Annotated in this window: 21 protein-coding genes and 1 other RNA gene; 8 read left to right on the forward strand and 14 right to left on the reverse strand. The window is 65.4% G+C overall.

Annotated elements, in window-relative coordinates:
- Positions 1–221 precede the first annotated feature (221 nt).
- The 3 genes from ACCQ09_RS19565 (at position 222) to ACCQ09_RS19575 (ending at position 8,073) form a co-directional block, all read left to right on the forward strand.
- Positions 222–1,463 carry an efflux RND transporter periplasmic adaptor subunit gene (locus tag ACCQ09_RS19565; RefSeq protein ID WP_040941944.1) on the forward strand — a complete coding sequence of 414 codons (1,242 nt, stop codon included), beginning with the start codon at positions 222–224 and terminating at the stop codon, positions 1,461–1,463.
- Positions 1,464–1,556: 93 nt separating this feature from the next.
- Positions 1,557–4,805, forward strand: a complete 3,249-nt coding sequence (locus tag ACCQ09_RS19570; protein ID WP_040941945.1) for an efflux RND transporter permease subunit — start codon at positions 1,557–1,559, stop codon at positions 4,803–4,805.
- A 127-nt stretch (positions 4,806–4,932) separates the two neighbouring features.
- Positions 4,933–8,073: an efflux RND transporter permease subunit gene (locus ACCQ09_RS19575; protein ID WP_011270042.1), complete on the forward strand. Its 3,141-nt coding sequence runs from the start codon at positions 4,933–4,935 to the stop codon at positions 8,071–8,073.
- 4 nt (positions 8,074–8,077) lie between these two features.
- Here ACCQ09_RS19575 and ACCQ09_RS19580 read toward each other — a convergent pair.
- Positions 8,078–8,152, reverse strand: a non-coding RNA gene (locus tag ACCQ09_RS19580) — sX9 sRNA.
- Between the two features lie 254 nt (positions 8,153–8,406).
- Between ACCQ09_RS19580 and ACCQ09_RS19585 the strand changes: the two genes are divergently transcribed.
- The 3 genes from ACCQ09_RS19585 (at position 8,407) to ACCQ09_RS19595 (ending at position 11,011) form a co-directional block, all read left to right on the forward strand.
- Positions 8,407–8,826, forward strand: a complete 420-nt coding sequence (locus ACCQ09_RS19585) for a YciI family protein (protein ID WP_040942399.1) — start codon at positions 8,407–8,409, stop codon at positions 8,824–8,826.
- A 24-nt stretch (positions 8,827–8,850) separates the two neighbouring features.
- Entirely contained in the window at positions 8,851–9,285 is a 435-nt protein-coding gene (locus ACCQ09_RS19590) for a VOC family protein (protein WP_040941946.1), read from the forward strand.
- A gap of 454 nt (positions 9,286–9,739) precedes the next feature.
- A complete protein-coding gene (locus ACCQ09_RS19595; protein ID WP_228428203.1) occupies positions 9,740–11,011 on the forward strand; it encodes an RNA polymerase sigma factor in 1,272 nt (423 codons plus the stop codon).
- A gap of 112 nt (positions 11,012–11,123) precedes the next feature.
- On the opposite strand, the gene hglS is transcribed toward ACCQ09_RS19595, so the two are convergent.
- The 13 genes from hglS to ACCQ09_RS19660 form a co-directional block, all read right to left on the reverse strand.
- A complete protein-coding gene (gene hglS, locus ACCQ09_RS19600; RefSeq protein WP_011038874.1) occupies positions 11,124–12,491 on the reverse strand; it encodes a 2-oxoadipate dioxygenase/decarboxylase HglS in 1,368 nt (455 codons plus the stop codon).
- Positions 12,492–12,747: 256 nt separating this feature from the next.
- Positions 12,748–13,407, reverse strand: coding sequence for a hypothetical protein (locus ACCQ09_RS19605; RefSeq protein WP_040941949.1), 660 nt, complete (start codon positions 13,405–13,407; stop codon positions 12,748–12,750).
- The gene (locus ACCQ09_RS19610) at positions 13,407–13,973 is read right to left on the reverse strand and encodes a hypothetical protein (RefSeq protein WP_040941950.1); all 567 of its coding nucleotides are present in this window, start codon (positions 13,971–13,973) and stop codon (positions 13,407–13,409) included. Before ACCQ09_RS19610 ends, ACCQ09_RS19605 begins: the two co-directional genes overlap by 1 nt.
- 109 nt (positions 13,974–14,082) lie before the next feature.
- The gene (locus ACCQ09_RS19615; RefSeq protein WP_011038877.1) at positions 14,083–14,835 is read right to left on the reverse strand and encodes an HAD family hydrolase; all 753 of its coding nucleotides are present in this window, start codon (positions 14,833–14,835) and stop codon (positions 14,083–14,085) included.
- Positions 14,836–15,001: 166 nt separating this feature from the next.
- Positions 15,002–15,436, reverse strand: a complete 435-nt coding sequence (locus ACCQ09_RS19620; RefSeq protein ID WP_011270048.1) for an EF-hand domain-containing protein — start codon at positions 15,434–15,436, stop codon at positions 15,002–15,004.
- Between the two features lie 240 nt (positions 15,437–15,676).
- Entirely contained in the window at positions 15,677–16,024 is a 348-nt protein-coding gene (locus tag ACCQ09_RS19625; protein WP_011038879.1) for an EF-hand domain-containing protein, read from the reverse strand.
- Positions 16,025–16,247: 223 nt separating this feature from the next.
- A complete protein-coding gene (locus ACCQ09_RS19630; RefSeq protein WP_040941951.1) occupies positions 16,248–16,625 on the reverse strand; it encodes a hypothetical protein in 378 nt (125 codons plus the stop codon).
- Positions 16,626–16,862: 237 nt separating this feature from the next.
- On the reverse strand, positions 16,863–17,060 hold the full coding sequence (locus ACCQ09_RS19635; protein WP_011270049.1) for a CPXCG motif-containing cysteine-rich protein: 198 nt from the start codon (positions 17,058–17,060) through the stop codon (positions 16,863–16,865).
- A gap of 10 nt (positions 17,061–17,070) precedes the next feature.
- Positions 17,071–17,775 (reverse strand): M15 family metallopeptidase, encoded by a 705-nt coding sequence (locus ACCQ09_RS19640; RefSeq protein WP_011038882.1) that lies wholly within the window; start codon positions 17,773–17,775, stop codon positions 17,071–17,073.
- Between the two features lie 315 nt (positions 17,776–18,090).
- Entirely contained in the window at positions 18,091–19,452 is a 1,362-nt protein-coding gene (locus tag ACCQ09_RS19645) for a peptidoglycan-binding domain-containing protein (protein WP_040941952.1), read from the reverse strand.
- A 54-nt stretch (positions 19,453–19,506) separates the two neighbouring features.
- Positions 19,507–20,058 carry a lysozyme inhibitor LprI family protein gene (locus ACCQ09_RS19650; protein ID WP_080640173.1) on the reverse strand — a complete coding sequence of 184 codons (552 nt, stop codon included), beginning with the start codon at positions 20,056–20,058 and terminating at the stop codon, positions 19,507–19,509.
- Between the two features lie 141 nt (positions 20,059–20,199).
- Positions 20,200–21,117 carry a hypothetical protein gene (locus ACCQ09_RS19655; protein ID WP_040941953.1) on the reverse strand — a complete coding sequence of 306 codons (918 nt, stop codon included), beginning with the start codon at positions 21,115–21,117 and terminating at the stop codon, positions 20,200–20,202.
- Between the two features lie 222 nt (positions 21,118–21,339).
- Entirely contained in the window at positions 21,340–22,140 is an 801-nt protein-coding gene (locus tag ACCQ09_RS19660; RefSeq protein WP_075286253.1) for an N-acetylmuramoyl-L-alanine amidase, read from the reverse strand.
- Positions 22,141–22,290: 150 nt separating this feature from the next.
- Here ACCQ09_RS19660 and ACCQ09_RS19665 point away from each other — a divergent pair, with 150 nt between their 5' ends.
- Both ACCQ09_RS19665 and ACCQ09_RS19670 read left to right on the forward strand, forming a co-directional pair.
- A complete protein-coding gene (locus tag ACCQ09_RS19665; protein ID WP_228428205.1) occupies positions 22,291–23,700 on the forward strand; it encodes a C40 family peptidase in 1,410 nt (469 codons plus the stop codon).
- A complete protein-coding gene (locus ACCQ09_RS19670; protein WP_228428207.1) occupies positions 23,697–24,791 on the forward strand; it encodes a dipeptide epimerase in 1,095 nt (364 codons plus the stop codon). The genes ACCQ09_RS19665 and ACCQ09_RS19670 overlap by 4 nt, the downstream gene beginning before the upstream one ends.
- Positions 24,792–24,865: the final 74 nt, after the last annotated feature.

Here is a 24,865-nt window from a genome sequence, read left to right on the forward strand (position 1 = left end):
CCGGCGCCGCGCCCGGGCCACAGTGGGCTGCGATTCAGCCCCACGGTCAACCGCCGCGGCCGTGGCGCGTTGCCGCAGCACCACGCCAGTGAATCGGCCTGTCGCGCAGGTGGGTGGCCCGTTACTTCAGTAACGTTCCAACCTGCGGGCGCGACGATATGCTTTGCTCAGCCGCCCCACGGACGCACCCACGCGCCCGGCCCGCCATCAGGAGTTGTCGAATGTCGCGTTTCTGGAAGATCTCACTGCTGGTCGTGGCGGTGCTCGTCGTTGTGTTCGTTGCAATGCGCATGATGGGCGGGGGCCAGCAGGGCAAGCGGCCAGGGGCGCCGGACGGCAATGGCACCGAAAACAGCGGCCCGGTGCCGGTGACAGTGGTGCCCGCCGCCACCCAGGACGTGCCGGTGTACGCCACCGCGTTGGGAACGGTGACCGCGCTCAACACGGTGACGGTGAACCCGCAGGTGTCCGGCCAGCTGATGAGCCTGAATTTCCAGGAAGGCCAGGAAGTGAAGAAGGGCGCGCTGCTGGCGCAGATCGACCCGCGCACGCTGCAGGCCAGCTACGACCAGGCGCTGGCCGCCAAGCGCCAGAACCAGGCGCTGCTGGCCACCGCGCGGGTGAACTACCAGCGCTCCAATGACCCGGCCTACAAGCAGTACGTGTCGCGCACCGACCTGGACACCCAGCGCAACCAGGTGGCGCAGTACGAGGCCGCCGTGGCCGCCGACGATGCACAGATGCGCTCGGCGCAGGTGCAGTTGCAGTTCACCCGGGTCACCGCGCCGATCGACGGCATTGCCGGTATCCGCGGCGTGGACGTGGGCAATATCGTCAGCACCACTTCCACCATCGTCACCCTGACCCAGATCCGCCCGATCTACGTGTCCTTCAGCCTGCCCGAGCGCGAGCTGCCGGCAGTGCGCAGCGGCCAGGCCGCCACCCCGTTGCCGGTGGCCGCGCTGGACCGTGGCGATGCGCATGTGATCAGTGCCGACGGCAAGCTCGATGTGATCGACAACCGCATCGCCGCCGACAGCGGCACCTTCGGTGCGCGCGCGATCTTCGGCAATGCCGACAACGCGCTGTGGCCGGGCCAGTTCGTCAACGTGCGGCTACAGCTGCGCACCATCTCCGGCGGCACCGTGGTGCCGACCCAGGCCGTGCAGCGCGGCCCGGATGGCGATTACGTGTACGTAGTGGGCAGCGACAGCACCGCGCAGATGCGCACCGTGGTGCAGGGCGTGGAGGTGGACGACAGCCACGTGCAGATCACCAAGGGCCTCAAGCCCGGCGAACGCGTGGTGACCGAAGGCCAGTTCCGGCTCAAGCCGGGCAGCAAGGTCAGCGCGCTCAAGCCGGGCGAGACCCCGCCCGAACCCACCGAGGCCGAGCTCAAGGCCGTGCAGGACAAGCAGGAACGCGGCGGCGCCGGCGGCCGACGCGGCGGCGGCCCGCGCTAACCCGCGACCACCGGCGACGGGACTTCCGTCGCCGGTGTGCGTCGGCGCATTGCGCGCCGGCATCGATTGACGTCTTCAGCAAGGACACCCCCCGTGGGCTTTTCAACCATCTTCATCCGCCGTCCGATCGCCACCTCGCTGCTGATGGCGGGCATCCTGCTGCTGGGCATCCTGGGCTACCGGCAATTGCCGGTGTCCGCGTTGCCGGAAATCGATGCCCCCAGCCTGGTCGTCACCACCCAGTACCCCGGTGCCAACGCGACCACCATGGCCTCGCTGGTGACCACGCCGCTGGAGCGGCAGTTCGGGCAGATTTCCGGGCTGCAGATGATGACCTCCGATTCGTCGGCGGGGCTGTCCACGATCATTCTGCAGTTCTCGATGGACCGGAACATCGATATCGCCGCGCAGGACGTGCAGGCAGCGATCCGCCAGGCCACCCTGCCCTCGTCGTTGCCCTACCAGCCGGTCTACAACCGGGTGAACCCGGCGGACGCGGCGATCCTCACGCTCAAGCTCACCTCCGACACGTTGCCGCTGCGCGAGGTCAACCGCTACGCCGATGCGATCCTGGCCCAGCGCCTGTCGCAGGTGCCGGGCGTGGGCTTGGTGTCGATCGCCGGCAACGTGCGGCCTGCGGTGCGCATCCAGGTCAATCCGGCGCAGTTGTCGAACATGGGCCTGACCATGGAGTCGCTGCGCAGCGCACTGACCCAGACCAATGTCAGCGCGCCGAAGGGCTCGCTCAACGGCAAGACCCAGTCCTACAGCATCGGCACCAACGACCAGCTCACCGACGCGGCGCAGTACCGCGAAACCATCATCAGCTACAACAGCGGCGCGCCGGTGCGGCTGGCCGATGTGGCCAAGGTGGTCGATGGCGTAGAGAACGACCAGCTGGCCGCCTGGGCCGATGGCAAGCCGGCGGTGCTGCTGGAAATCCGCCGCCAGCCCGGTGCCAACATCGTGCAGACGGTGGAGCAGATCCGCAGCATCCTGCCGCAGCTGCAGGGCGTGCTGCCGGCCGACGTGCACCTGGATGTGTTCTCCGACCGCACCGAAACCATCCGCGCCTCGGTGCACGAAGTGAAGTTCACCCTGGTGCTGACCATCTTCCTGGTGGTGGCGGTGATCTTCGTGTTCCTGCGCCGGCTGTGGGCCACCATCATTCCCTCGGTGGCGGTGCCGTTGTCGCTGGCCGGCACCTTCGGGGTGATGGCGTTCGCGGGCATGTCGCTGGACAACCTGTCGCTGATGGCGCTGGTGGTGGCGACCGGATTCGTGGTCGACGATGCGATCGTGATGATCGAAAACATCGTGCGTTACATCGAACAAGGCAAGAGCGGGCCGGAGGCGGCAGAGATCGGTGCGCGCCAGATCGGCTTCACCGTGTTGTCGCTGACCGTCTCGCTGGTGGCGGTGTTCCTGCCGCTGCTGCTGATGCCCGGCGTCACCGGCCGGCTGTTCCATGAGTTTGCGTGGGTGCTGTCGATTGCGGTGGTGATCTCGATGCTGGTGTCGCTGACGCTGACGCCGATGATGTGCGCCTACCTGCTCAAGCCCGACGCGTTGCCCGAAGGCGAAGACGCGCACGAGCGCGCGGCCGCTGAAGGCAAGACCAACCTGTGGACGCGCACTGTGGGTGTGTACGAGCGCTCGCTGGACTGGGTGCTCGACCACCAGCCGCTGACCCTGGCCGTGGCGATTGGCGCGGTGGCCTTGACCGTGGTGCTGTACGTGGCCATCCCCAAGGGCCTGCTGCCCGAACAGGACACCGGCCTGATCACCGGCGTGGTGCAGGCCGATCAGAACGTGGCCTTCCCGCAGATGGAGCAGCGCACCCAGGCGGTTGCCGCCGCGCTGCGCAAGGACCCGGCGGTGACCGGCGTGGCCGCCTTTATCGGCGCAGGTTCGATGAACCCCACGCTCAACCAGGGCCAGCTGTCGATCGTGCTGAAGACGCGCGGCGACCGCGACGATCTGGAAACCGTGGTGGCGCGCCTGCAAAAAGCGGTGTCCGGTATTCCCGGTGTGGCGCTGTTCCTCAAGCCGGTGCAGGACGTCACCCTGGACACGCGCGTGGCCGCCACCGAATACCAGTATTCGATGTCGGACGTGGACAGCACCGAGCTGGCATCCTGGGCCACGCGCATGACCGAGGCGATGCGCAAGCTGCCAGAGCTGGCCGACGTGGACAACAACCTGGCCAACCAGGGCCGCGCGCTGGAGCTCAGCATCGACCGCGACAAGGCCAGCATGCTGGGCGTGCCGATGCAGACCATCGACGACACGCTCTACGACGCCTTCGGCCAGCGCCAGATCTCCACCATCTTCACCGAGCTCAATCAGTACCGCGTGGTGCTGGAAGTGGCGCCGGAATTCCGCAGCAGCACTGCGTTGATGAACCAGCTGGCCGTGGCCAGCAACGGCAGCGGCGCGCTGACCGGCACCAATGCCACCAGCTTCGGCCAGGTGACCTCGTCCAACTCGTCCACCGCCACCGGCGTGGGCAACCAGAACACCGGCATCGTGGTCGGCGCCGGCAGCATCATTCCGCTGGCCGCGCTGGCCGAGGCCAAGGTCACCAACACGCCGTTGGTGGTCAGCCATCAGCAGCAGCTGCCGGCGGTGACCATCTCCTTCAACCTGGCGCCCGGGCATTCGCTCTCGCAGGCCGTGGCGGCGATCGAACAGGCGCGCGCAGACCTCAAGATTCCCACCCAGGTGCATGCCGAATTCGTCGGCAAGGCCGCCGAATTCACCGGCAGCCAGACCGACATCGTGTGGTTGCTGCTGGCCTCCATCGTGGTGATCTACATCGTGCTGGGCGTGCTCTACGAGAGCTACATCCACCCGCTGACGATCATCTCCACGCTGCCGCCGGCCGGTGTCGGTGCGTTGCTGGCGTTGATGGTGTGCGGGCTGAGCCTGTCGGTGGACGGCATCGTCGGCATCGTGCTGCTGATCGGCATCGTCAAGAAAAACGCGATCATGATGATCGACTTCGCGATCGAAGCCCGCCGTACCGGCGTCAACGCGCACGAAGCGATTCGGCGCGCCTGCCTGCTGCGGTTCCGCCCAATCATGATGACCACCGCCGCCGCGATGCTGGGCGCGCTGCCGCTGGCGCTGGGCACCGGCATCGGTTCGGAATTGCGCCGCCCGCTGGGCATCGCCATCGTTGGCGGCCTGCTGCTCTCGCAGCTGGTCACGCTGTACACCACCCCGGTGATCTATCTGTACATCGAACGCGCCGGCGAGCGCGTGCGCGATTGGCGTGCACGGCGTGCCGCACGCCGCGATGGCGTGCCTCCGGCATCCACGACGGAGCGCCCGGCATGACGGCCGTTGGCGTCATCGCTGTTCGGTCTTCCGGCTTGCTGCCACGCCTGCGCGCACGCAGGCATGGCAGCCGCGTGGGCGTTTGCCCACTCCCGATTCCCGATTCCCAATTCCCGGCGCCACAGCCATGAACATCTCCGCGCCCTTCATCAAGCGCCCGATCGGCACCTCGTTGCTGGCGATCGGTTTGTTCGTGATCGGATTGATGTGCTACCTGCGGCTGGGCGTGGCGGCGTTGCCGAATATCCAAATCCCGGTGATCTTCGTGCACGCCACGCAGTCCGGCGCCGACGCCAGCACCATGGCCTCCACGGTCACCGCGCCACTGGAACGCCACCTGGGCCAGCTACCCGGCATCGACCGCATGCGCTCCTCCAGTTCGGAGAGCAGCAGCATGGTGTTCATGATTTTCCAGAGTAATCGCGACATTGATTCGGCCGCGCAGGATGTGCAGACCGCGATCAACTCGGCACAGTCCGATCTGCCCTCCGGGCTCGGCACGCCGATGTACCAGAAGGCCAACCCGAACGACGACCCGGTCATCGCCATTGCGCTGACCTCCGACACCCAATCGGCCGATGAGCTCTACAACGTGGCCGATTCGCTGCTGGCGCAACGGCTGCGGCAGATCACCGGCATCAGTTCGGTGGATATCGCCGGTGCCTCCACGCCAGCCGTGCGCGTGGATGTGGACCTGCGCGCGCTCAACGCATTGGGCTTGACCCCGGACGACCTGCGCAACGCTGTGCGCGCGGCCAACGTCACCTCGCCGACCGGCTTTTTGTCCGACGGCAACACCACCATGGCGATCATCGCCAACGATTCGGTGGCCAAGGCCGCCGACTTCGCGCAGCTGGCGATCTCCACCCAATCCAACGGGCGCATCGTGCGCCTGGGCGATGTGGCCACCGTCTACGACGGTCAGCAGGATGCCTACCAGGCCGCCTGGTTCAACGGCAAACCCGCGGTAGTGATGTATGCCTTCACCCGCGCCGGCGCCAACATCGTCGAAACCGTGGACCAGGTGAAAGCGCAGATTCCCGAGCTGCGCGCCTACCTGCAGCCCGGCACCACCCTCACACCGTATTTCGACCGCACGCCCACCATCCGCGCCTCGCTGCATGAAGTGCAGGCCACGCTGATGATCAGCCTGGCAATGGTGGTGCTGACCATGGCGCTGTTCCTGCGCCGCCTGGCGCCCACGCTGATCGCCGCGGTCACCGTGCCGCTGTCGCTGGCCGGCTCGGCGTTGGTGATGTACGTGCTCGGCTTCACCTTGAACAACCTGAGCCTGCTGGCACTGGTGATCGCGATTGGGTTCGTGGTCGACGATGCAATCGTGGTGATCGAAAACATCATGCGCCACCTCGACGAGGGCATGCCGCGCCTGCAGGCCGCACTCACCGGCGCGCGCGAGATCGGCTTCACCATCGTGTCAATCACTGCCTCACTGGTGGCGGTGTTCATTCCGATGTTGTTTGCCAGCGGCATGGTCGGCGCGTTCTTCCGCGAGTTCACCGTGACCTTGGTGGCCGCCATCGTGGTTTCGATGCTGGTGTCGCTGACGCTGACGCCGGCGTTGTGCAGCCGCTTCCTCTCCGCCCATACCGCGCCGGAAACACCCAGCCGTTTCGGCGCCTGGCTGGATCGCATGCACGACCGCATGCTCGCGGTGTACACGGTGGCACTGGATTTTTCGTTGCGGCATGCCTTGCTGTTGTCGCTGACGCCGCTGGTGCTGATCGCCGCCACCATCTTCCTGGGCGGTGCGGTCAAGAAAGGCTCGTTCCCGCCACAGGACACCGGCCTGATCTGGGGCCGCGCCAATTCCAGCGCCACGGTGTCGTTTGCCGACATGGTCAGCCGCCAGCGCCGCATCACCGACATGTTGATGGCCGACCCGGCGGTGAAAACCGTGGGCGCGCGGCTGGGCTCCGGCCGCCAGGGCTCCAGCGCGTCACTCAACATCGAACTGAAAAAACGCGACGAAGGCCGCCGCGAGACCACCGCGCAGGTGGTTGCGCGCCTGAGCGCCAAAGCCGACCGCTACCCGGATCTGGACTTGCGCCTGCGCGCAATCCAGGACTTGCCCAGCGACGGCGGCGGCGGCACCAGTCAGGGGGCGCAATACCGCGTGTCGCTGCAGGGCAACGACCTGGCGCAACTGCAGGAATGGCTGCCCAAGGTGCAGGCCGCACTGAAAAAGAACCCGCGCCTTCGCGATGTCGGTACCGACGTGGATACCTCGGGCCTGCGCCAGAACATCGTGATCGACCGCGCCAAGGCAGCGCGCCTGGGGATTTCAGTGGGTGCCATCGATGGCGCGCTGTATGGCGCGTTCGGCCAGCGCTCCATCTCCACCATCTATTCGGATCTCAACCAGTACAGCGTGGTGGTCAATGCGCTGCCATCGCAGACCGCCACGCCCAAGGCACTGGACGAAGTGTTCGTGCCCAACCGCGCCGGCCAGATGGCGCCGATCACTGCGGTCGCCACGCAAGTGCCGGGCCTGGCGCCGCCGCAAATCACCCACGACAACCAGTATTCGACGATGGATCTGAGCTACAACCTCGCACCGGGCGTGAGCACCGGCGAGGCGGATCTGATCATCAAGACCACCGTGGAAGGGCTGCGCATGCCCGGCGACATCCGCATCAGCGATGGTGGCGGCTTCAACGTGCAACTCAATCCCAATTCGATGGGCGTGTTGCTGCTGGCCGCAGTGCTCACCGTGTACATTGTGCTGGGCATGCTCTACGAGAGCCTGATCCACCCGGTGACCATCCTGTCCACGCTGCCGGCCGCCGGTGTGGGCGCGCTGCTGGCGTTGTTCATCACCAATACCGAGCTGTCGGTGATTTCGATGATCGCGCTGGTGCTGCTGATCGGCATCGTCAAGAAGAACGCCATCATGATGATCGACTTCGCACTGGTGGCGCAGCGCGAGCATGGCAAGGATGCACGTGCGGCTGCACGCGAGGCATCGATCGTGCGCTTCCGCCCGATCATGATGACCACGATGGTGGCGATCCTGGCCGCGGTGCCGCTGGCGGTGGGTCTGGGCGAAGGCTCGGAACTGCGCCGGCCGCTGGGTATCGCGATGATTGGCGGGTTGGTGTTCTCGCAGGGCCTGACCCTGCTCAGCACCCCGGCGCTGTACGTGATCTTTTCCTGCCTGAGCGAGCGCTGGAAGGCGCGCCGCGCGCGCAAGCGTGCACAGCGGGCCGAGCGCGCCGCCGCACGCCGCCCGGCAGCCTCCGCACACTAAGAGCGGCTAACAAAACGTAGCGAGCAGCCGTCAGGTGGGTGCGGACGGCGCGGAGGAACCGGAATGTACGTGGGTACATGAGGATTCCGAGCACCGGCCGCGCCCGCCCGGCGGCTGCGCAGTAGTTTTGATAGCTGCTCTAAGCTGCGGCGCTGTGACCACGTTGGCCCACGCGGGCCGACGTGGCGGGACGGGCGGGCCGCTCGCGCCCGCTTGAGCGGATGCAACTGAAAAATCTCCGCGCACGCGTGTCGATCTGCCGCGTGCTGGTTCGTCGTGTCTGCAATGGCCGCAGTGAGCGGTCATCCGCCCGACACCACGAAGGAGATCCGCATGCGCTGCATGGCCATCATCAAGGCAAGCCCCGAATCCGAAGCCGGCATTCTGCCCAGCGAGCGCCAGCTCACTGCGATGGGTGCGTTCAACCAGGAACTGCTCAACGCCGGCGTCCTGCTCGGCGGTGAGGGGCTGCATCCCAGCGCGCGCGGGCTGCGCCTGCAGCTGGATGCGCACGGCAGCCGTGTCACCTCCGGCCCGTTTGCAGCCACCGGTGAATTGATCGCCGGCTTCTGGCTGCTGCAGGTCAACACACTGGACGACGCCGTGGCGTGGTTGAAACGCATGCCCAATCCCGACAACGCACCGATCGAGATCGAATTGCGCCCGGTCTTCGAGGCCGAGGACTTCGGCACTGCATTTACTGCCGAGGCACGCGCTCTGGAAGACGCGCTGCGCCAACAACTCGCCCACTGATCCCCGCACCCAGGAGACCACCCCATGCACGTCACGCCCTATCTCAATTTCAACGGCCATTGCCGTGAGGCCTTCGCCCATTACCAACGCGTCCTCGGTGGCGAGTTGATGCTGATGACCTACGCACAGATGCAGGCAGACAGCCGCGATGACGGCTGCGCAGACGTGAGCGCCGCGGCACCGGACCAGGTCATGCACGTCACGCTCGCCGCAGGCGAAGCGCCATTGCTGATGGGCTCGGACATGCCGCCCGGCCAGCACGCGCCAAGCGGCTCCAACATCGCGGTCGCCCTGAACTTCGATGACAACGCCGAGGCAGAACGCGTGTTCGCGGCGCTGGCCGAGGGCGGCCAGATCGGCATGCCAATGGAGGAAACCTTCTGGGCCGAGCGCTTTGGCATGTGCGTTGACCGGTTCGGTATCCAGTGGCTGGTCAACGGACGCTACCAGCAGAGTTGACCCCAGCCGTTGCGCTCGCTCACAGGAGCTGCCCATGCACCCACAGCGCGCGATGGACGCACATATCGTGTCACTGCCGCTCGCCATCGCGTTCTTCCACGCGATGGGGCTGCGCCTGCTGCCCTGTAACGTGTGCGAGGACTGTTTGATGTTGCGGGGCATGTGCGCAGTCGCCACGGTGCAGTGTCTTGCGCCGATGGCACGGATGACGCAGCAGACGTGCACCGCGTGCAGCGGATCGACCTGGAGCGCGCAGTGCACACCGTCACGTGTCGCCGCGCACACCACGCCGCCTGCAGAAACGCTGCTGAAGCATCGCTGGCAGACACAGCGCACGTTCGCACGCTGCGGCGATGCAGATGTCTTGCACAACCTCTGCGAACCGGGCTGAGCCATGCAGGCGCGCTGCGGCGCGTCTTGCTGGCAACACGCGGGAATGCTCTGATCGGTGCCCATGGCTGCGACCGACATTTCCGCACTGCTGGACACCCTGTGGCGCCGCGAGGCCTCACGCATCATCGGTGCGTTGGCACGCCAGCTCCGCGACGTCGGTCTGGCCGAAGAACTGGCGCAGGATGCGCTGGTCGCCGCACTGGAGCATTGGCCGCGCAACGGCATTCCCGACAACCCGGCCGCGTGGCTGATGACCACCGCCAAGCACCGCGCCATCGACCGCCTGCGCCACTATCAATTGCAGCGGCGCAAGCACGATGCGCTGAGCTTCGAGATCGAGCGCGAACAGCAAGCCGCCAGCGCCGCGCAGGTCGTCGATCCCGACGATGACCTGGGCGATGACCAACTGCGTTTGATGTTCGTGGCCTGCCACCCGGCGCTGGGAACCGATGCGCGTGTCGCACTGACCCTGCGCCTGCTCGGCGGTTTGAGCACCGACGCGATCGCACGCGCGTTTTTGGTACCGGAAGCCACCATCGCCCAGCGCATCGTGCGGGCCAAACGCACGCTCAGCGACAAGCAGGTGCCGTTCGAAGTGCCGCGCGGGAGCGAGCGGCATGCGCGGCTGGCCTCGGTGCTGGAGGTGCTGTATCTAATCTTCAACGAAGGCTACGCGGCCAGCGACGGCGACGATGCACAGCGGCCTGCGCTCTGCCACGAAGCGCTGAGCTTGATCGGCGTGCTTGCCGAGCAGATGCCAACCGCCACCGAAGTGCATGCGCTACGCGCGTTGATGGCATTGCAGGCCTCACGTAGCGCCGCGCGCAGCGATGCCAGCGGCGCACCGGTGTTATTGCTGGAGCAGGACCGCAGCCGCTGGCATCAACCGCTGATCCAGCTCGGCCTGGCCGCGCTGGCCCGCGCGCAGCAGTTGGGATGTGGCGAAAGCAGTTATGCCTTGCAGGCTGCCATCGCCGCCTTCCACGCCACCGCCGCGCAGGCGCAGGACACCGACTGGTCGCGCATCGCCGCGCTGTACACACGGCTGGCGCAGCGCGTTCCGTCACCGGTGATTGCACTCAATCGCGCCGTGGCCATCGCCATGGCCGAGGGCCCGGCCGCAGGGTTGGTGCTGGTAGAGGCCTTGCAGCAGGACAGCGCACTGCATCACTACCATCTGCTGCCCAGCGTTCGCGGCGACCTGCTCTACAAGCTAGGCCGGTTTGACGAAGCACGCGCTGACTTCCTGCATGCCGCCACGCTGGCCGGCAACGCACGCGACAAGACATTCCTGCTGGCCCGCGCGGATGCCTGCACCGGATTATCTGCGTAACGCGCGCGTTTTCGTTTTTACGTGCTGGCTTGCGCCGAACGATTAGATGGTTTTGCAGCGCGTACCGCAGCCCCAATGCGGCGCGGCACGCGACACCACCGCCGCCGTCTGGCTACACCAGCAACGCCCGCAACGAGTCGCGCTCCAGCTGCGCATACAGCGCAAACTCGTCATGCACCGGCGCGCCCAATTCGCGTTCGAAGGTGCTCTTGCTAGCGTGCGCGGCATAGGCGCGCTGCTCGGCACCGCCCAGATTGGATTGAAAGATGCCCGCCGCGCTCACCGGCAGGAAGTCTTCGTAGATGATTGGATCGGCACGCACCAATCCCAGCGCGATCGCGGTTTCGGCCGGCATCGCAGCAACCTGCGCCGGGTCGGCGCGGCCGGCCTCGGTGAGCGCGTAACGGAAATACCCCAGGCCTTCCTGGCGCAGCACCGCTTCATCATCGGGGAACGCAACGAACGCGGTCTGCAGCACGGTCGCGTAATCGCTGCCGGTACTGCCCGCACCCTCGGTCTCGCGCGCCTGCGCCAGCAACGCGTCGTACAGCGCGCGACCCTTGGGTGTGAGTGCAAGCCCGCGCTGCTCGATCTCGCCGAAGCGCGCGGTATGCGTGCCCTGCTCGGCCTGGCCCGTTTCGCCCAGGAAGCGCACCGGCTCTTCCAGCGCCTTGAAGCTGGTCTGCCGCAACAGGATCGGCACGCGCCGGCGTGGCGGGCCTTCGATGACTGCCTTGGCCTCGATGCCGGCGCGCTGCATCTGTGCCTGCGCCGCATCGATATCCAGCGTGCGCGGCGTGAGGTGATTGATATGCGGGCCGTGGAAACTCACCACATCGGCAATCAGTTTGTGCGCCTGGCTCAACGCGCGGTAGGTGGGCAACGCCACCGTTGCATCGCCATGCCAACGGAAGGTTTCCAACGCCTGCGCCACGAACTGCTGCGCCTGTGTCGCATCCAGGCCGCCGGCACGCTCGTGCTGCTCGATCAGTGATAGCGCCTCGGCAGTGAAGATCTGGCGTTGCGCCAGGATCTCCGCCGCCTGCGCGCGCAGCGCCGGATCTTCGATCAATTCCAGGCGCAGCAGCGAGGTGAACACGCGGAACGGATTGGCCGACAACGCTGCATCGTCGATCGGGCGGAAGGCGGTGGAGTGCACCGGCACGCCCGCAACAGAGAGGTCGTAATAGCCCACCGGATGCATGCCCATTACCGCAAACAGCCGCCGCAACGTGGCCAGCTCCTGTGCCGTGCCGACCCGGATCGCACCATGCCGCTCCAGATCCAGCCGCGCGCGCTCGTCGTTGCGTTGCAGCCGCGCCGCCAGTGCCGGATCGGCCTGCAGGGTCTGCGCGTTGACGTCGGCCACCAGGGTCATCAGGTCTCCATACAGCGGCACCTCGGCGCGATACATGTCCGACATCGCCTGCGCAAACAGGCTGCGGATCTGGTCAGGGGAAACAAACACGGTCTCGCGCATGGGACAGTCTTGGCAGTGCCGGCCACTGCCGACGTTGTCCCATTCTCGCCGACCCTGCCGGCTGGCGGCCAGCTGCACGGCAGCATCGGCATCGCGTGTTGGCTGGCAGACAGCAGTGCTGCCAGACACCGCTCCGCGGTACTCGCGCGCCATGCTGCGCAGTGTCGCGTCATTGCGCCGTGCCGCCGTCATCGGCAACTCCATCGCAGCGCCCGTTGCGCCTGCACCATCGCGCTGCCGCGCGACAGCTACCGCGCTACAACCCGGCCTGCACCGCTGCTTCGGCTGCCTCGCTGGCCTCGCGCGCCGCTTCCAGGCGCTGGGTATGGTCACCCAATTGGCGGCGCAGCAGCGCGTCCAGCGTGATCGGCCGCTCCCAGCGGTCGTAGCTGGCGACGATGGCGTGGCGCAACGCACGCAGGTGCGCCGTGTCTGGCGCCACCGACAGCCGCGTGATCACACCCTGCCAGCCGTCGTGATGGTCGCGGCTGAAGGCGCGCACGGTGTCGCGGCAGGACAGCTGCAGCGTCTGCGCCCAGAAACACGCGAAATAGATGTCCCCCGCATGCCAGCCGTGCACCTGCAGCAGCGCCTGCACATAGCCGCGGCGTACACCGGCGTAGCGCGCCACCTCGTCCATGAAACTGTCCGGATAGCGCTGCGCGTAGCTGCCCATATCGGCAAGATGCTGGTCCACCCAGGCGTCGCCGGTGCCCGGCATCACTGCCGGCGCGGTTTCCTGTCCCGTCGCGGCAGCGGCCGACGCAGGCGCTGCTGGCGCTGCCGCACTCTGCGCCGCGGCCCATGCAGGCAGCAGCGCCAGCAGCAGCGGCACGGTTCGAAGCGACAGGGCGCGCAACACAGGCATGCGCAGATGATGCCGCAAGCATGTGCGGCTGTCAGGCTGGTGGCGCATCAGCGCAGGTCGTACACGCCGTAGTAGTGCACTTCACGGCAGCCGCTGAGATCGCAGGACCCGATGTAACCCGGGCCGACATACCGCTGGCGCGCATCACGGTTGTGCGGGCTGCTGTACGGGTCCGGGCCGTACAGCCCGTTGCCGTAGTACATCTGCCCGTAGGGGCGGTTGCGGCTGGCACCGAGCCGGATCGCGCCGTAGCCGTAGCCATCGCCGTAGCCGCCACGTGTCCAGGTGCTCGCGCCGTCATCGCCAGCAGCGTGGCGCGCACCTGACCGTGGCTGTAAACGCGCCACACCGTCGCCTTGCGCGTCCACATAGCCGTTCTCAGGGTCGAACCGCACCTTGCGCACATACACCAGTTCGCCATCGATGCGGCGCGTCTGCAGCTGCACGAAGGTGCCGCCATCGTCGTAGTAAGGCTGGCCTTGCCGGAACACCACCTCACTGGGGTTGACGCGCTCTTCCTCGAGCTCCGCTGCCAGCAACGGCGAGGAACAGCACAGCACCGCCAACACCAAGGCACGCGCAGTGGACGCTTGCAGCAACCAAAACACCTTCATCAGATTCCCTCCTCGCTCGGTGGCGCGCCGCGCCGCTCCAAAAAACGTCCTGTCCACTGCAGTGCGGTGGAACGCGCCGTGCCGTCCTACCCGGCAGTGCAGGCTCAGCTTACTGCTGGCGCCCCGCCTGCGCATCCAGCGCGCGCACGGCGGCCGGCCAACCGGATGGGTCCGGCACTTCGCGCAGGCGCGGCTCATCCGCTGCCACGCCATGGTCCTGCTCGTGTGCCCAGGTCACCGCATACGGTGTGTAGATGCCCCAGCCACCGATCGCCAGCACCGGCTCGACATCCGAACGCAGCGAATTGCCGATCATCACAAAGCGCTCCGCAGGCAGATCGAATTCGCTAAGCACGCGCGCATAGGTCTGCGGATCCTTCTCGGACACCACCTCGATGCGCGGAAACAGATCGCTCAAGCCCGACTGTTCGATCTTCTGCTCCTGATGGAACAGGTCGCCCTTGGTGATCAACACCACCGCGTAGTCGGCGGCGATTGCAGCCACCGCCTCGCGCACGCCGGCAATGACCTCCACCGGGTGTTGCAGCGTGGCGCGGCCAATCTCGACGATGCGCTGGATGTCGCGTGCCTCGATGCGCGCCTCGGTTAGCTCGATCGCGGTTTCGATCATCGACAAGGTCATGCCCTTGGCACCGTAGCCGAAGATCTTGAGATTGCGCCGCTCTACTGCCAGCAGATGCTGCTGCATGCGGCTGTCGCCCAGGTCCAGATAGCCGGACAGGATGGCCTCGAAGTCCGCTTCGGCCGTGCGGTAGTAATCCTCGCTCTTCCAGAGGGTGTCGTCGCCGTCGAAGCCGACCAGTTGGATCGCCTGGCCGTCGCGCTGTGCAATGGGAGTCATCGGGCAAGTCTAGCAGCGCGCATTGCCGTGTTCAGCGTGGCTAGCGGCGTGTGGCGGGCCGTCGCCAACGCAGGCTGCATCAACCGTCGCGCGCGGTTGGAAGATGCTGATTGCTGGCCACGGCAGCGCGCCTGTTGGCGGCGGCACCGGCCTATCATCCGCGCCTTCAGTCCCCCGCCGCGTCGCCCGGCCCGGGTTGGTAACTGGCGAATTCGTCCCGCGACAGGCGGCCGTCGCCATTGCTGTCGAACCGGGCGAAATTCTCGCGCAGCACCGGGTCCGCGCCGGCTTCCGCAGCGGTCAGCGAGCCATCGGCATCGCTATCCAGGCTGCGGAAACTGCGCGGGCCCAGGGTCCCGGCCTGACTGGGCAGCGCCGCTTCTGCACCGCCTTTTGCACCGGATGTCGCCGCGGGCGCCGCGGGCAACAACGGCGTGCTGGCCGGTGCCGGCGGGTCAATCGGCAGCGGCGCCATGGTCTGCGTGCTCGATCCAGGCGCGGCCGGGGCCGGCGCAGGCGTGACAGGTGGCAGTTCCGGTGGGGCGGCCCACACCATGCCCGTTGCCGACAAGCCGATCAGTAGCGTGAGACGCACAGACATAGATGACCGCCAAGCACAGGAAAGCAGTGCACGTTAACCCGGTAGACGTAAACAGAACGGGAGCGACCCTGGCAGGCCGCTCCCGTGTGTTGATCCTAACAATGTTCTCAGCGCGCGCGGCGCTCATGCAGTGGTTGGCTGATTTCGCACCTCCATCGTCATGTCAGTGGGTAAACATCGCGTTGAGTTCTACATGTTTCTGCCGGTTGGAAAGAACGCTACAGCTATGAGGGTTGCAGCTTACTGCCCCTGCGAACCGGTCGCGCCGCCGCTCTGCTTGGCGACGAAGGCCTTGTACTCATCCGGGGTCAGCTTGCCGTCGGTGTTGCCGTCCGCGCTATCGAAAATCTGCGCAAGACCCGCATTGACCTGCGCTTCCTGCTTGCTGATGGCGCCATCACTATCGGTGTCTACACTGGCCCAGGTCTGACCACCGCCAGACTGCGGCTGTGCGCTGGTAGCCGAGCTACCGGTCTGCGCCGGCTGCGCAGCATCCTGGGAGGCGCTCTGCGCCATGGCCGGCAGCGCCAGAGCGGCAGCAAGGGCGGCGGTGGCAGCGATCAGCGAGGTGCGGTTACGGGTCTTCATGGGTGGTCTCCTTGTCTTGGGAATGCACGGTGTCGCCGCACATGACACCACCCTACCTATCGCAAATGAACGTTCAACCCGCCCTGATTTGCCGCAAAACGTCCTCTTAACCACCCAACAATTCTTTGCGTTTAGGCGGCTGTTAGGCACGCGTGAGCCAAACAGAAGCGCCCCATTCAATCACCGCGAATTTGAGACTTGAGGCTCGTTTTGATGGCCGCTTTTACGCAGCAGGCGCGTCATCGTCCCACGTCGCGGAACTGAACAATCGCCAACCCAGCACCACACCAGCGATCGCACCGGCCACTTCGAGCACCACGCGCGAGCCCAGTTCATTCGGGTCGTGGATCTTGGCCAATGCCACGCGCGCATACAGCGGTGATTCGAGCCGCACCACACTGGTGTAAACCAGATGCCACATGTCGTAGCCGACGCCGATGGCCACCGCCAACAGGCAGGCGATGCCCAGGGTGTGCCCATGGGTGAACTGCAGACGCCGGCCCAGGTGCTCGACCCCGGCAAACAGCAACACCCCGATCACCAGGGCGATCAGGCCGGCTTCCAGCGATCCGAGCAGGCCAAAGTGCAGAGGCAAATTCATTCAAAGGCGTTCCAGCGCGAGAGACGCCCCAGTCTAGCCGCAGTGCGCGGGGCAACCACGCGCGGCACTGTGGTTGGCGCGCCACTGGATCGTGCAGCCAGCGGCCGCTGCCGCAGCATCGGTGCGGCAAGCGAAGCGAAGTGGGCTAACGCCTCATTCCACTCATTCGTTCGGCGGCGCAACATCGTTACGCGGTGGACTGTTCGCTCGCCAGGCCTGCGCAAAGCCGCCTAGCGCTCAGGCGTCGTCCTGCCCACGTGCGCTGACCTGCGCTTCGCCTTCCTCATCCCACTGCACGCTCACCGAAATGGGCTTGCAACAGACCTGGCAGTCTTCGATGTAATGCTGGTCGCCGCCGGACAGATCCAGCGCCAGGGTGATCCATTCCCCGCAATACGGGCAGGCGATATCGACGAAGCGTTCCGGATCGGACATGGCAGGTTCCTCAGTTGACCGGCACGTCGTAGGCGGTGTCGGGCGTGGGTTCCGGACGAAAGGTGAAGTGCCACCATTCCATCGGGTAGTTGACGAAGCCCTGCGCCGCCATTGCGCGCAGCAGGCGCTGGCGGTGTGCGCGTTGGGTTGCGCTGATGTCGGGCGCGTCGGTATGTGCCCGGGCGTCGAAGAAATCGAACGGCGTGCCCATGTCCACCGGCGCGCAGGTTCCGCGCTTGCAGGTCAGTAACCCCAGATCGAGCGTGGCCCCGCGGCTGTGCCCGGAGGTCTCGGCGATGTAATCGCCCAGCAACGCGCGCTTGTCCACGCGCGGGTAGTACTGCGCCTTGGTCGACTGCGCCTGCAGATCACGCGCCCATGCGACGAACGCCTGCACCGCACGCACCGGGCGATAGCAATCGAAGACCTGCAGGCGCTCGCCATCAGCCTCCACCGCCCGTGCCACCCTTGCCAACGCCTCGGCGGCCGGCCGCAGCAGGTAGCAGGTCGGTGCCGCATAGCCCGGCACCACGCGGCCAGTGAAGTTGTCGCGCCCGGCGTACCGCATGTCGACATCGATGTTGGGCGCAAGGGTGCGCACATCGATCAACCCCGCTTCTGCAGCCGTGGTGGCTGGCGAGATCGTGGGAGTGGCCGCTACATTGAATTCTGCGCATAGAACAGCTAGTGCGAGCGACCACCGCCAAACACGCATCGAGGTGCAGACGGTCTGCGATGTGTTATCTGCGCTGAAGCATGGGTATGGCATGCGCCAAGCATAGGACATCGGCCCGTTGGGCGGGATACGCGGAGATGGTCAGAAAGACACGCTTGCCGGATCGCATGCTGCCATGCGGATCCGACCAAGTTGGATCAGTTGTTGCTGACTTTGGACTTACGAATCAGAAAACAGAGATCACGGAACGATACATATCCAAGCAACGCCGACACTTGGGCAGCACCAGCCCGGTGGATCACCGGGTGGCGACTGCTGTCTCAACAGGTCACAACATCATCCGCATAAGCTTGCTCAGCGCGCCGGGCCCGTCTGTGTCTGCGCGGTCTGCGTGCGCTGCTGCGCGTCCTGACTTTGCCGCTGCGTCTCCGCTGTGAGCTGTTGCTGGCTCTGCTCCAGCGGCACCGCTGCGGCCTGTTGCTTGTCCACGTAGGCACGATTCACATCGAGCGAGTTATTGGGGTTTCGCTCCACTGCAATCAAGCCCTTGCCATTGGTACTCGGCACCAACTCATCGATACGCGACATACCACTCACCTTGGCTTCAAATGCCACTTGGCCGGCGGCGCGTTGCATCTCATCGCGATTCTGGAAACCGCCGTTCGGCCCTTGTTTTTCCAGCTGCTTGACGGCCTGATCGAATAGCGGGTTATCGCGGCGCAGCTGCTCAACTCCCTCTTGCCGTTGCACATTCTTGTCGATAGATGCAAGTGTTTCCGGGCCAGCCTTGCCATCCACGCCTTTCAACCGATTTTCCTGCTGGAACTTCTCTACCGCAGCCTCGGTTTTGGGACCATATGTGCCGATGGCATCCTTCGCATCCAGATATCCCAGCTTGGAGAGCTTTTCCTGCAACTCCTTCACTGGAGCGCCCTGCTCATTGCGCTTCAGGACCCCATCGCCCTTATCTACACTATGGGCGCCGTGCTTTTCCAGCTGAGAACGGTCATGTGCTGCAGGCTCTTGGCTCGCCTTGGCAACCGTCTTATCCGGGTCTGCCAGTTTGATCAGGTCCGCTTTCTCGTTCTCAGCGCGATCCTTCAGGGAATCCAGCGTTTTTTGCTTCTCAACACGAGGAAAAAGCCCCTTGACGTGCTCGGCTTTGTAATCCTGCACTGCACTAACGATGTCCTTGTCGGAAAGCTTGGAGAGCTCGTAATCTTTACCAAACTTCTCTTCCAGCCCCTTCAAAAAAACGCCAGATCCGCCGGGCTTTTTATCGCTTCCCGGACCGTACTGCACAGCAGTGCTCCACAGCGCATCCTGCACAGCCGGACCACGGTCGGACAGATCCACGCCTTTGTCGCTCAGTCGGTCCACCAGTTTGTCGTAATGCGTCCGCTTGATGTAGTCGTGCTGCTCCTGCGGAAAAGAAGCATCGGTCCTAGCCAACTCCTTCCACTTGGCACTGAAATCGGCAGAGCCAGGCGTCAAACCCGCAAAATCGTCGGTGTATTTACTGTTCTTCACGAAGGCCGCAACGGTACCTCCAACGATGACATTGCCTTCCTTTGTCTTGACCTGGGACGTCATCTGATAAGAGCCGTAAGAAACACCGCCCGGATCATCGATACCGGACGACACTGTACTTGCGCCTCGCCCGCCGGTTTCGTAATGCTTAGAGGTTTGACCCAACTCCCAGTCCTTGTTGCTCATCGCACATCTCCTTATCTAAGAACCAAATTACAGTTGTCACGAGAAACGCGGAATTCAAAGCGATTCAAGCTCGGCTGCTCGACTCGCCGTCATGTCGAGACGGCATTCGGCAGCATCTACGCGCCCCGCCTGCCCGCTATCGGGATCGTAGTAACACTTTTCATCGCGATCAGCGATCCATTGCCGCTGCTGATCGCGCAGCTTGCTCTGCTCTGTGCCATCCAGCTTCGCAATCAGCGCCTTGTAGACGTTATTCAGGCGGGAATCCTGGTACTCGTGCTCAGCAGAGATGCAATCCAGCATTGCCGGGGTTGCACCTGCGGCGTTAGTAATGCATTCGTCATAGGAAGGTCGCAGCAAGGGTGAATCTCCTTTTAGTTTTGATGACCCAGGCGCAGCCTGCGCCTGGGTAGCTTGCGGACTGGAAGGCTGTGCATCAGCGGCAAATGCCACATCGTCGGTAAGTGAGGCGGAAGCTGGCGCACTGGATCCGTTCGGTGAAGCAGACGCGGTTGATTGAGCTGGCGTGGAAGATTCGCCACTACATGCAGCCAGCACGCATAGCGCAAGCAGACATGAAAGACGAAGGACTTTGACGGTGACCATTGATGGAATTCATCCTTTTGGCTTGCACGGATCGGGGTGGGAGTTCTAGACGATCAGTGAATCAGTGCCCATTATATTTCCAGCTGCGGTGGTAGTCCTTCAAGGACACGTTCAATAAGAAGGAGACCTTAAACAACATTTTTAGCGATCCAGCAGCGGCGTATATGCCTGCTTCGCCGCGTCATAGGTGTAGGTGACCGCGTCATTTGCGCCGAGGGTGCGGATCTTGCCTGGGCCGGAAACGGTGGTGCCCTGCATGACCACCCGCAGCGACGGCATCCGGCCGGATTTGGCCGGCTCGAAGCTCAGCGTGCCGGTGCTGGTGACGCATTTCATCGTGCCTTCGTCGTCACAGGCTGCGCTGTTGTCGTCGCCGGTCACCACGGTGCCCAGATAGACCCAGCCCTTGTAATCGCCCAGGTCGTTTTTATTCGGGTCGAACGTAAAGATGGCAAAGCCTGAGAGGGTGACGCCGGTGGCGAACCGGGTGGTCGGCACTGCGAGCAGCAGATGGCCGTCCTTTGTCTGCGTGCTCTGGGGTTTGCGCTTCTCATCGAGCGGGTCGGCTTTTTCGTTTGCGCCAAAATCGCCCGCCCATTGCTGCGCGTGGAAGAGCGTCCAGGTCGGCTTGCCGCCTGTCTCGTCCAGCACATAAGTGGCCTGGCTGATACTCACCCCGACGTTGGGATCAGGGATGTCTTCCTCTTCGGATTTGCCGTATTTGCCCGGCCCGGTATTGGCAAACCCCGTGTAGTATTGCTTGCCGCCGAGGTCGAAGCGGTAGCCGTACCAAAAGGTGGCGGTCGCGCCATTATCGATGGTGTAGGACTCCGAGCCATCGCCCTTCATCCCGTAAACATCGTTCAGCACCTTGCCGGGCGTGGGCAACTCCACGGCAACGTGTTGCGGCTGCGCTGCGGGTGCCAGCGCCGGTGCGGCCTGCGCGGCGGCGGCTGTCGCTGCCGGCGTGCCCGCAGGCGCCGCGTCGCTGGCCTTCTCCGAGCAACCGCCCAGCATCAGCATGGTCGCCGCCCACAGCAGTGTCTTCCTGAGCCTCATCACGCGACATCCTTCCAGGTTTTGGCGGGCCGATCCTAGCAAGAATGCGCGGTAGACCCAGTAGATTTCGGAAGCCAGCCCACCGGATGTGGGCGGATTAAGTGCTTGGCTTCAACCCGGGCCTGCAGGAAGTCCGCGGGCCATCCTTTGCCATGTGGCCCGCGCGGGCATTCTGCCTTCGATCGCCGGCCGATCCAGCGACTCGGAGCGAACCCGTGGGCGCTAGTTCGCCTCGGGCGCAGCTGCCGGAACGAGCGCCGTCGCCGGTACCGTCAACGGTCGCGTCAACGCAAACAGGATGCGCAGATCTTCCGCGTCCAGCACCTTGGCGTCATTGCTGCGGAAGTGGTGGTGGAAGGCCTGCAGGGTAGCGGCGGGGTCGTCCAGGCTGTAGCCGAGCAGGGCCAGTGCCTGCCAGGGGTCGAAGCCGGCGGGCGCGGCGGGGCTGTCGGCGGCCGGCCAGCGGCCGAAGCCGGCATCGGCCAGGCGCTTCCACGGGAACACGGGGCCGGGGTCGTTCTTGCGTGTGGGCGCGACATCTTCATGCCCAACGATCTGGGTGCGCGGGATGCGCAGGCGCGTGCACAGGTCCTCCAGCAACACCAGCAGGCTATCGATCTGCGCCGGGGCAAAGGACTCGTGGCCGTCGTTGTCCAACTCGATGCCGATCGAGGCCGAGTTGATATCGGTGATGGTGCCCCAGCGCCCGGCACCGCCATGCCAGGCGCGTGCACTGTCGGCGACCAGTTGATAGCGCTGGCCATCCTCGCCGATCAGGTAATGCGCGCTGACCCGGCCGCCGCTGTTGCGGCCGCGCAAGGTGGTCAGGCTCTGCTGCACGGAGTGCTGGTCGGTGAAATGCAGCACGATCAGGATCGGGCGCCGCGCATCCTGGTTTGGCGACGGCACCCACTGGGCTAGCGGGTTGCGCTGCGGCGCATGCGCGCACGCGCCCAGTAGTAGCATCGCCGCGCACAGTGCGGCACGTGACCACTGGTGCAACGCGCGAGGACGAGGGGACATCCGATTCTCCTTCAAAGATTGCCCGGTTAGGCAGGTACGACGCGCGCCGGCCTGGGCATACGTGGTGAGCGCCGCGCGGGCACAGCGCAACGCGACTAGACTAAACGCTTCGCAGCATGCCGGCCGCGGCCATCGTCGAGAACTCCTGCCATGCCCGTGTCGCGCCCTCCGTGCTTGTGGTTGCTCTGTCTGGTCGTGATGCTCGCCAGCGGGGTGGCGTGCGCGGACAGCTCGCCTTCCCTGCGGGCACCGTTCGCCGTGGACGACGCGCAGCTGCAGGCCGATTACTGGATCGCACGCAGCGACACGGCCAACGCGCCGCGCATGCCTGGCACGCAGATCGCCGCGTTCAATGCACGCCTGTTGCGTGACGATGCATCCATGCACGACCTGGCGCGCCTGCCCGCCACGCTGACGGCCGCGCAGGTGCGCGCATGGATCCAGACGCTGTCGGCAACGCCAAGGCGCACGCTCTACAGTACCGATGGCCAGACGCTGACTGCAGCGCAGTTGGATGCACTGCGGCAATCGCTGGCGCTGGATGCGTTACCCGCGCGGATCACGCCGGCCTATGCGCTGGTGGTGCAGCGCGCCGCCTTGCGCACCTTCCCGACCACGCAGCGGGTGTTCACCACTCCCGACGACCGCGATATCGACCGGTTTCAGGAGTCGGTGCTCTACCCCGGCACGCCGGTCGCCGTGCTGCACACCAGTGCCGATGGTGCGTGGCGCTTTGTGCTGGCCGAAAACTACGCCGCCTGGGTCGCCAATGATCAGCTGGCGGTGGGCACGCGCGCCCAGGTGCTCGACTACGCACAACGCGGCCCGCGCCTGGTGGTGACTGGCGCACGCGTGCAGAGCGCCTACACGCCGGAATTGCCGTCGGTCTCCGCACTGACCCTGGACATGGGCACCAACCTGCCGCTGCTGCCGCGCTGGCCGCCCCAGACGCCGGTCAACTGGCAATTGCCACTCGCCGCGTACGTGGTGGAGCTGCCGCAGCGCGATGCGCGCGGTGCTCTACAACTGGTGCCGGCGCTGGTGCCGCGTGGTGCGGATGTGCATGTCGGTGCGTTGCCGCTCAGCGATGCAGCACTGCTGCGCCAGGCGTTCAAGTTCCTGGGCGAGCGTTACGGCTGGGGCAATGATTACGCCGCGCGCGATTGCAGCGGCTTCGTGCTGGATGTCTATCGCAGCCTCGGCATCGCGCTGCCACGTAATACCGGCGACCAGGCGCGCAGCCCGGTGCTGCACAGCGTGTCCTTCGATCAACGCGCCCCTTTGCCACAACGGCAGCAACAGCTGGCGCGGCTGCAGGTGGGCGACCTGATCTACATCCCCGGCCACGTGATGCTGGTGATCGGGCATGTCCAAGGCGCGCCGTGGGTGATCCACGACGTGGCCGGTACGGGATACCGCGATGCCGCCGGCGCCCTGCAGCGCGCGCGCTTGAACGGCGTCTCGGTCACGCCGCTGCTGCCGCTGCTCGCCGGCGACGGTACCCCGTTCATCGACCACATCACCCGCATCCAACGCGTTGCAGCCACGGCCTTGCCATGAAAATCACCGGTTTCCGCCTGGGAATGCTGCGCGTGCCGTTGAAAACTCCATTCAAGACCGCGGTGCGCACCGTGCAGGCCATCGAGGATGTGGTGGTACTGCTCCAGACCGACGGCGGCCACATCGACTATGGCGCCGCGCCCGCCACCGCGCTGATCACCGGCGAGACGCATGCCAGCATCATCGCTGCCATCACGCACTGCATCGGCCCGCGCCTGGTCGGCCAGGACGTGGCCGATCTCAACCGCTTATGCGGGCTGGTGCAGCAGGCGCTGGAGCGCAACAGCAGTGCCAAGGCCGCGGTGGAAATCGCGCTGTACGATCTGTGGGCGCAAGCGTTCGATGCGCCGCTGTATCAGCTGCTGGGCGGCGGCACTCCGCGCATCACCACCGATATCACCATCAGCGCCAATCCCATCGAGGTGATGGTGGCCGATGTGCACGACGCGCTTGCGCGTGGCTACCGCGCGTTGAAGATCAAGGTCGGCAAGGACATCGACTCGGACCTGGCCCGCGTGCAGGCGATTCACGCTGCCGTGCAGGGCCGCGCGTCGCTGCGACTGGATGCCAACCAGGGGTGGACGCCCAAACAGGCGGTGCGCACCATGCGCACGCTGGAGCATGCAGGCATCGCTCCGGAGTTGCTGGAGCAGCCGGTCAAGGCTGCCGACCTCGATGGGCTGGCGTTCGTCACCGCCCATATCGACACCCCGGTAATGGCCGACGAAAGCGTGTTCGCGCCGGCGCAGGTGATCGACCTCATCCAGGCCCGCGCGGCCGACATCGTCAACATCAAGTTGATGAAGACCGGTGGGCTGTCGCAGGCCATCCGCATTGCCGATATCGCTGCGCTGTACGGCATGCCGTGCATGATCGGCTGCATGATCGAATCCAGCATCAGCGTGGCCGCCGCAGTGCATCTGGCGGTGGCCAAGGCCGACAGCATCACCCTGGCCGACCTGGACGCGCCGGCGCTGGGGCAGTTCGACCCCACCGAGGGCGGCGTGCATTTCAATGAGGCGCAGATTCATATCGACGACGCGCCCGGCCTGGGCATCCGGCGCATCCGCGGGCTGGAGCTGTTGCCCTGATCGGCGCACATGCCGTGCAGCGCTGCGTTGCATCCACCGATGCGCAGGCGCGCGCGTTGCTGGGTACAGTAGCG

The organism is Xanthomonas sp. NCPPB 2586 (genome assembly GCF_041475775.2).
Lineage (GTDB): Bacteria > Pseudomonadota > Gammaproteobacteria > Xanthomonadales > Xanthomonadaceae > Xanthomonas > Xanthomonas campestris.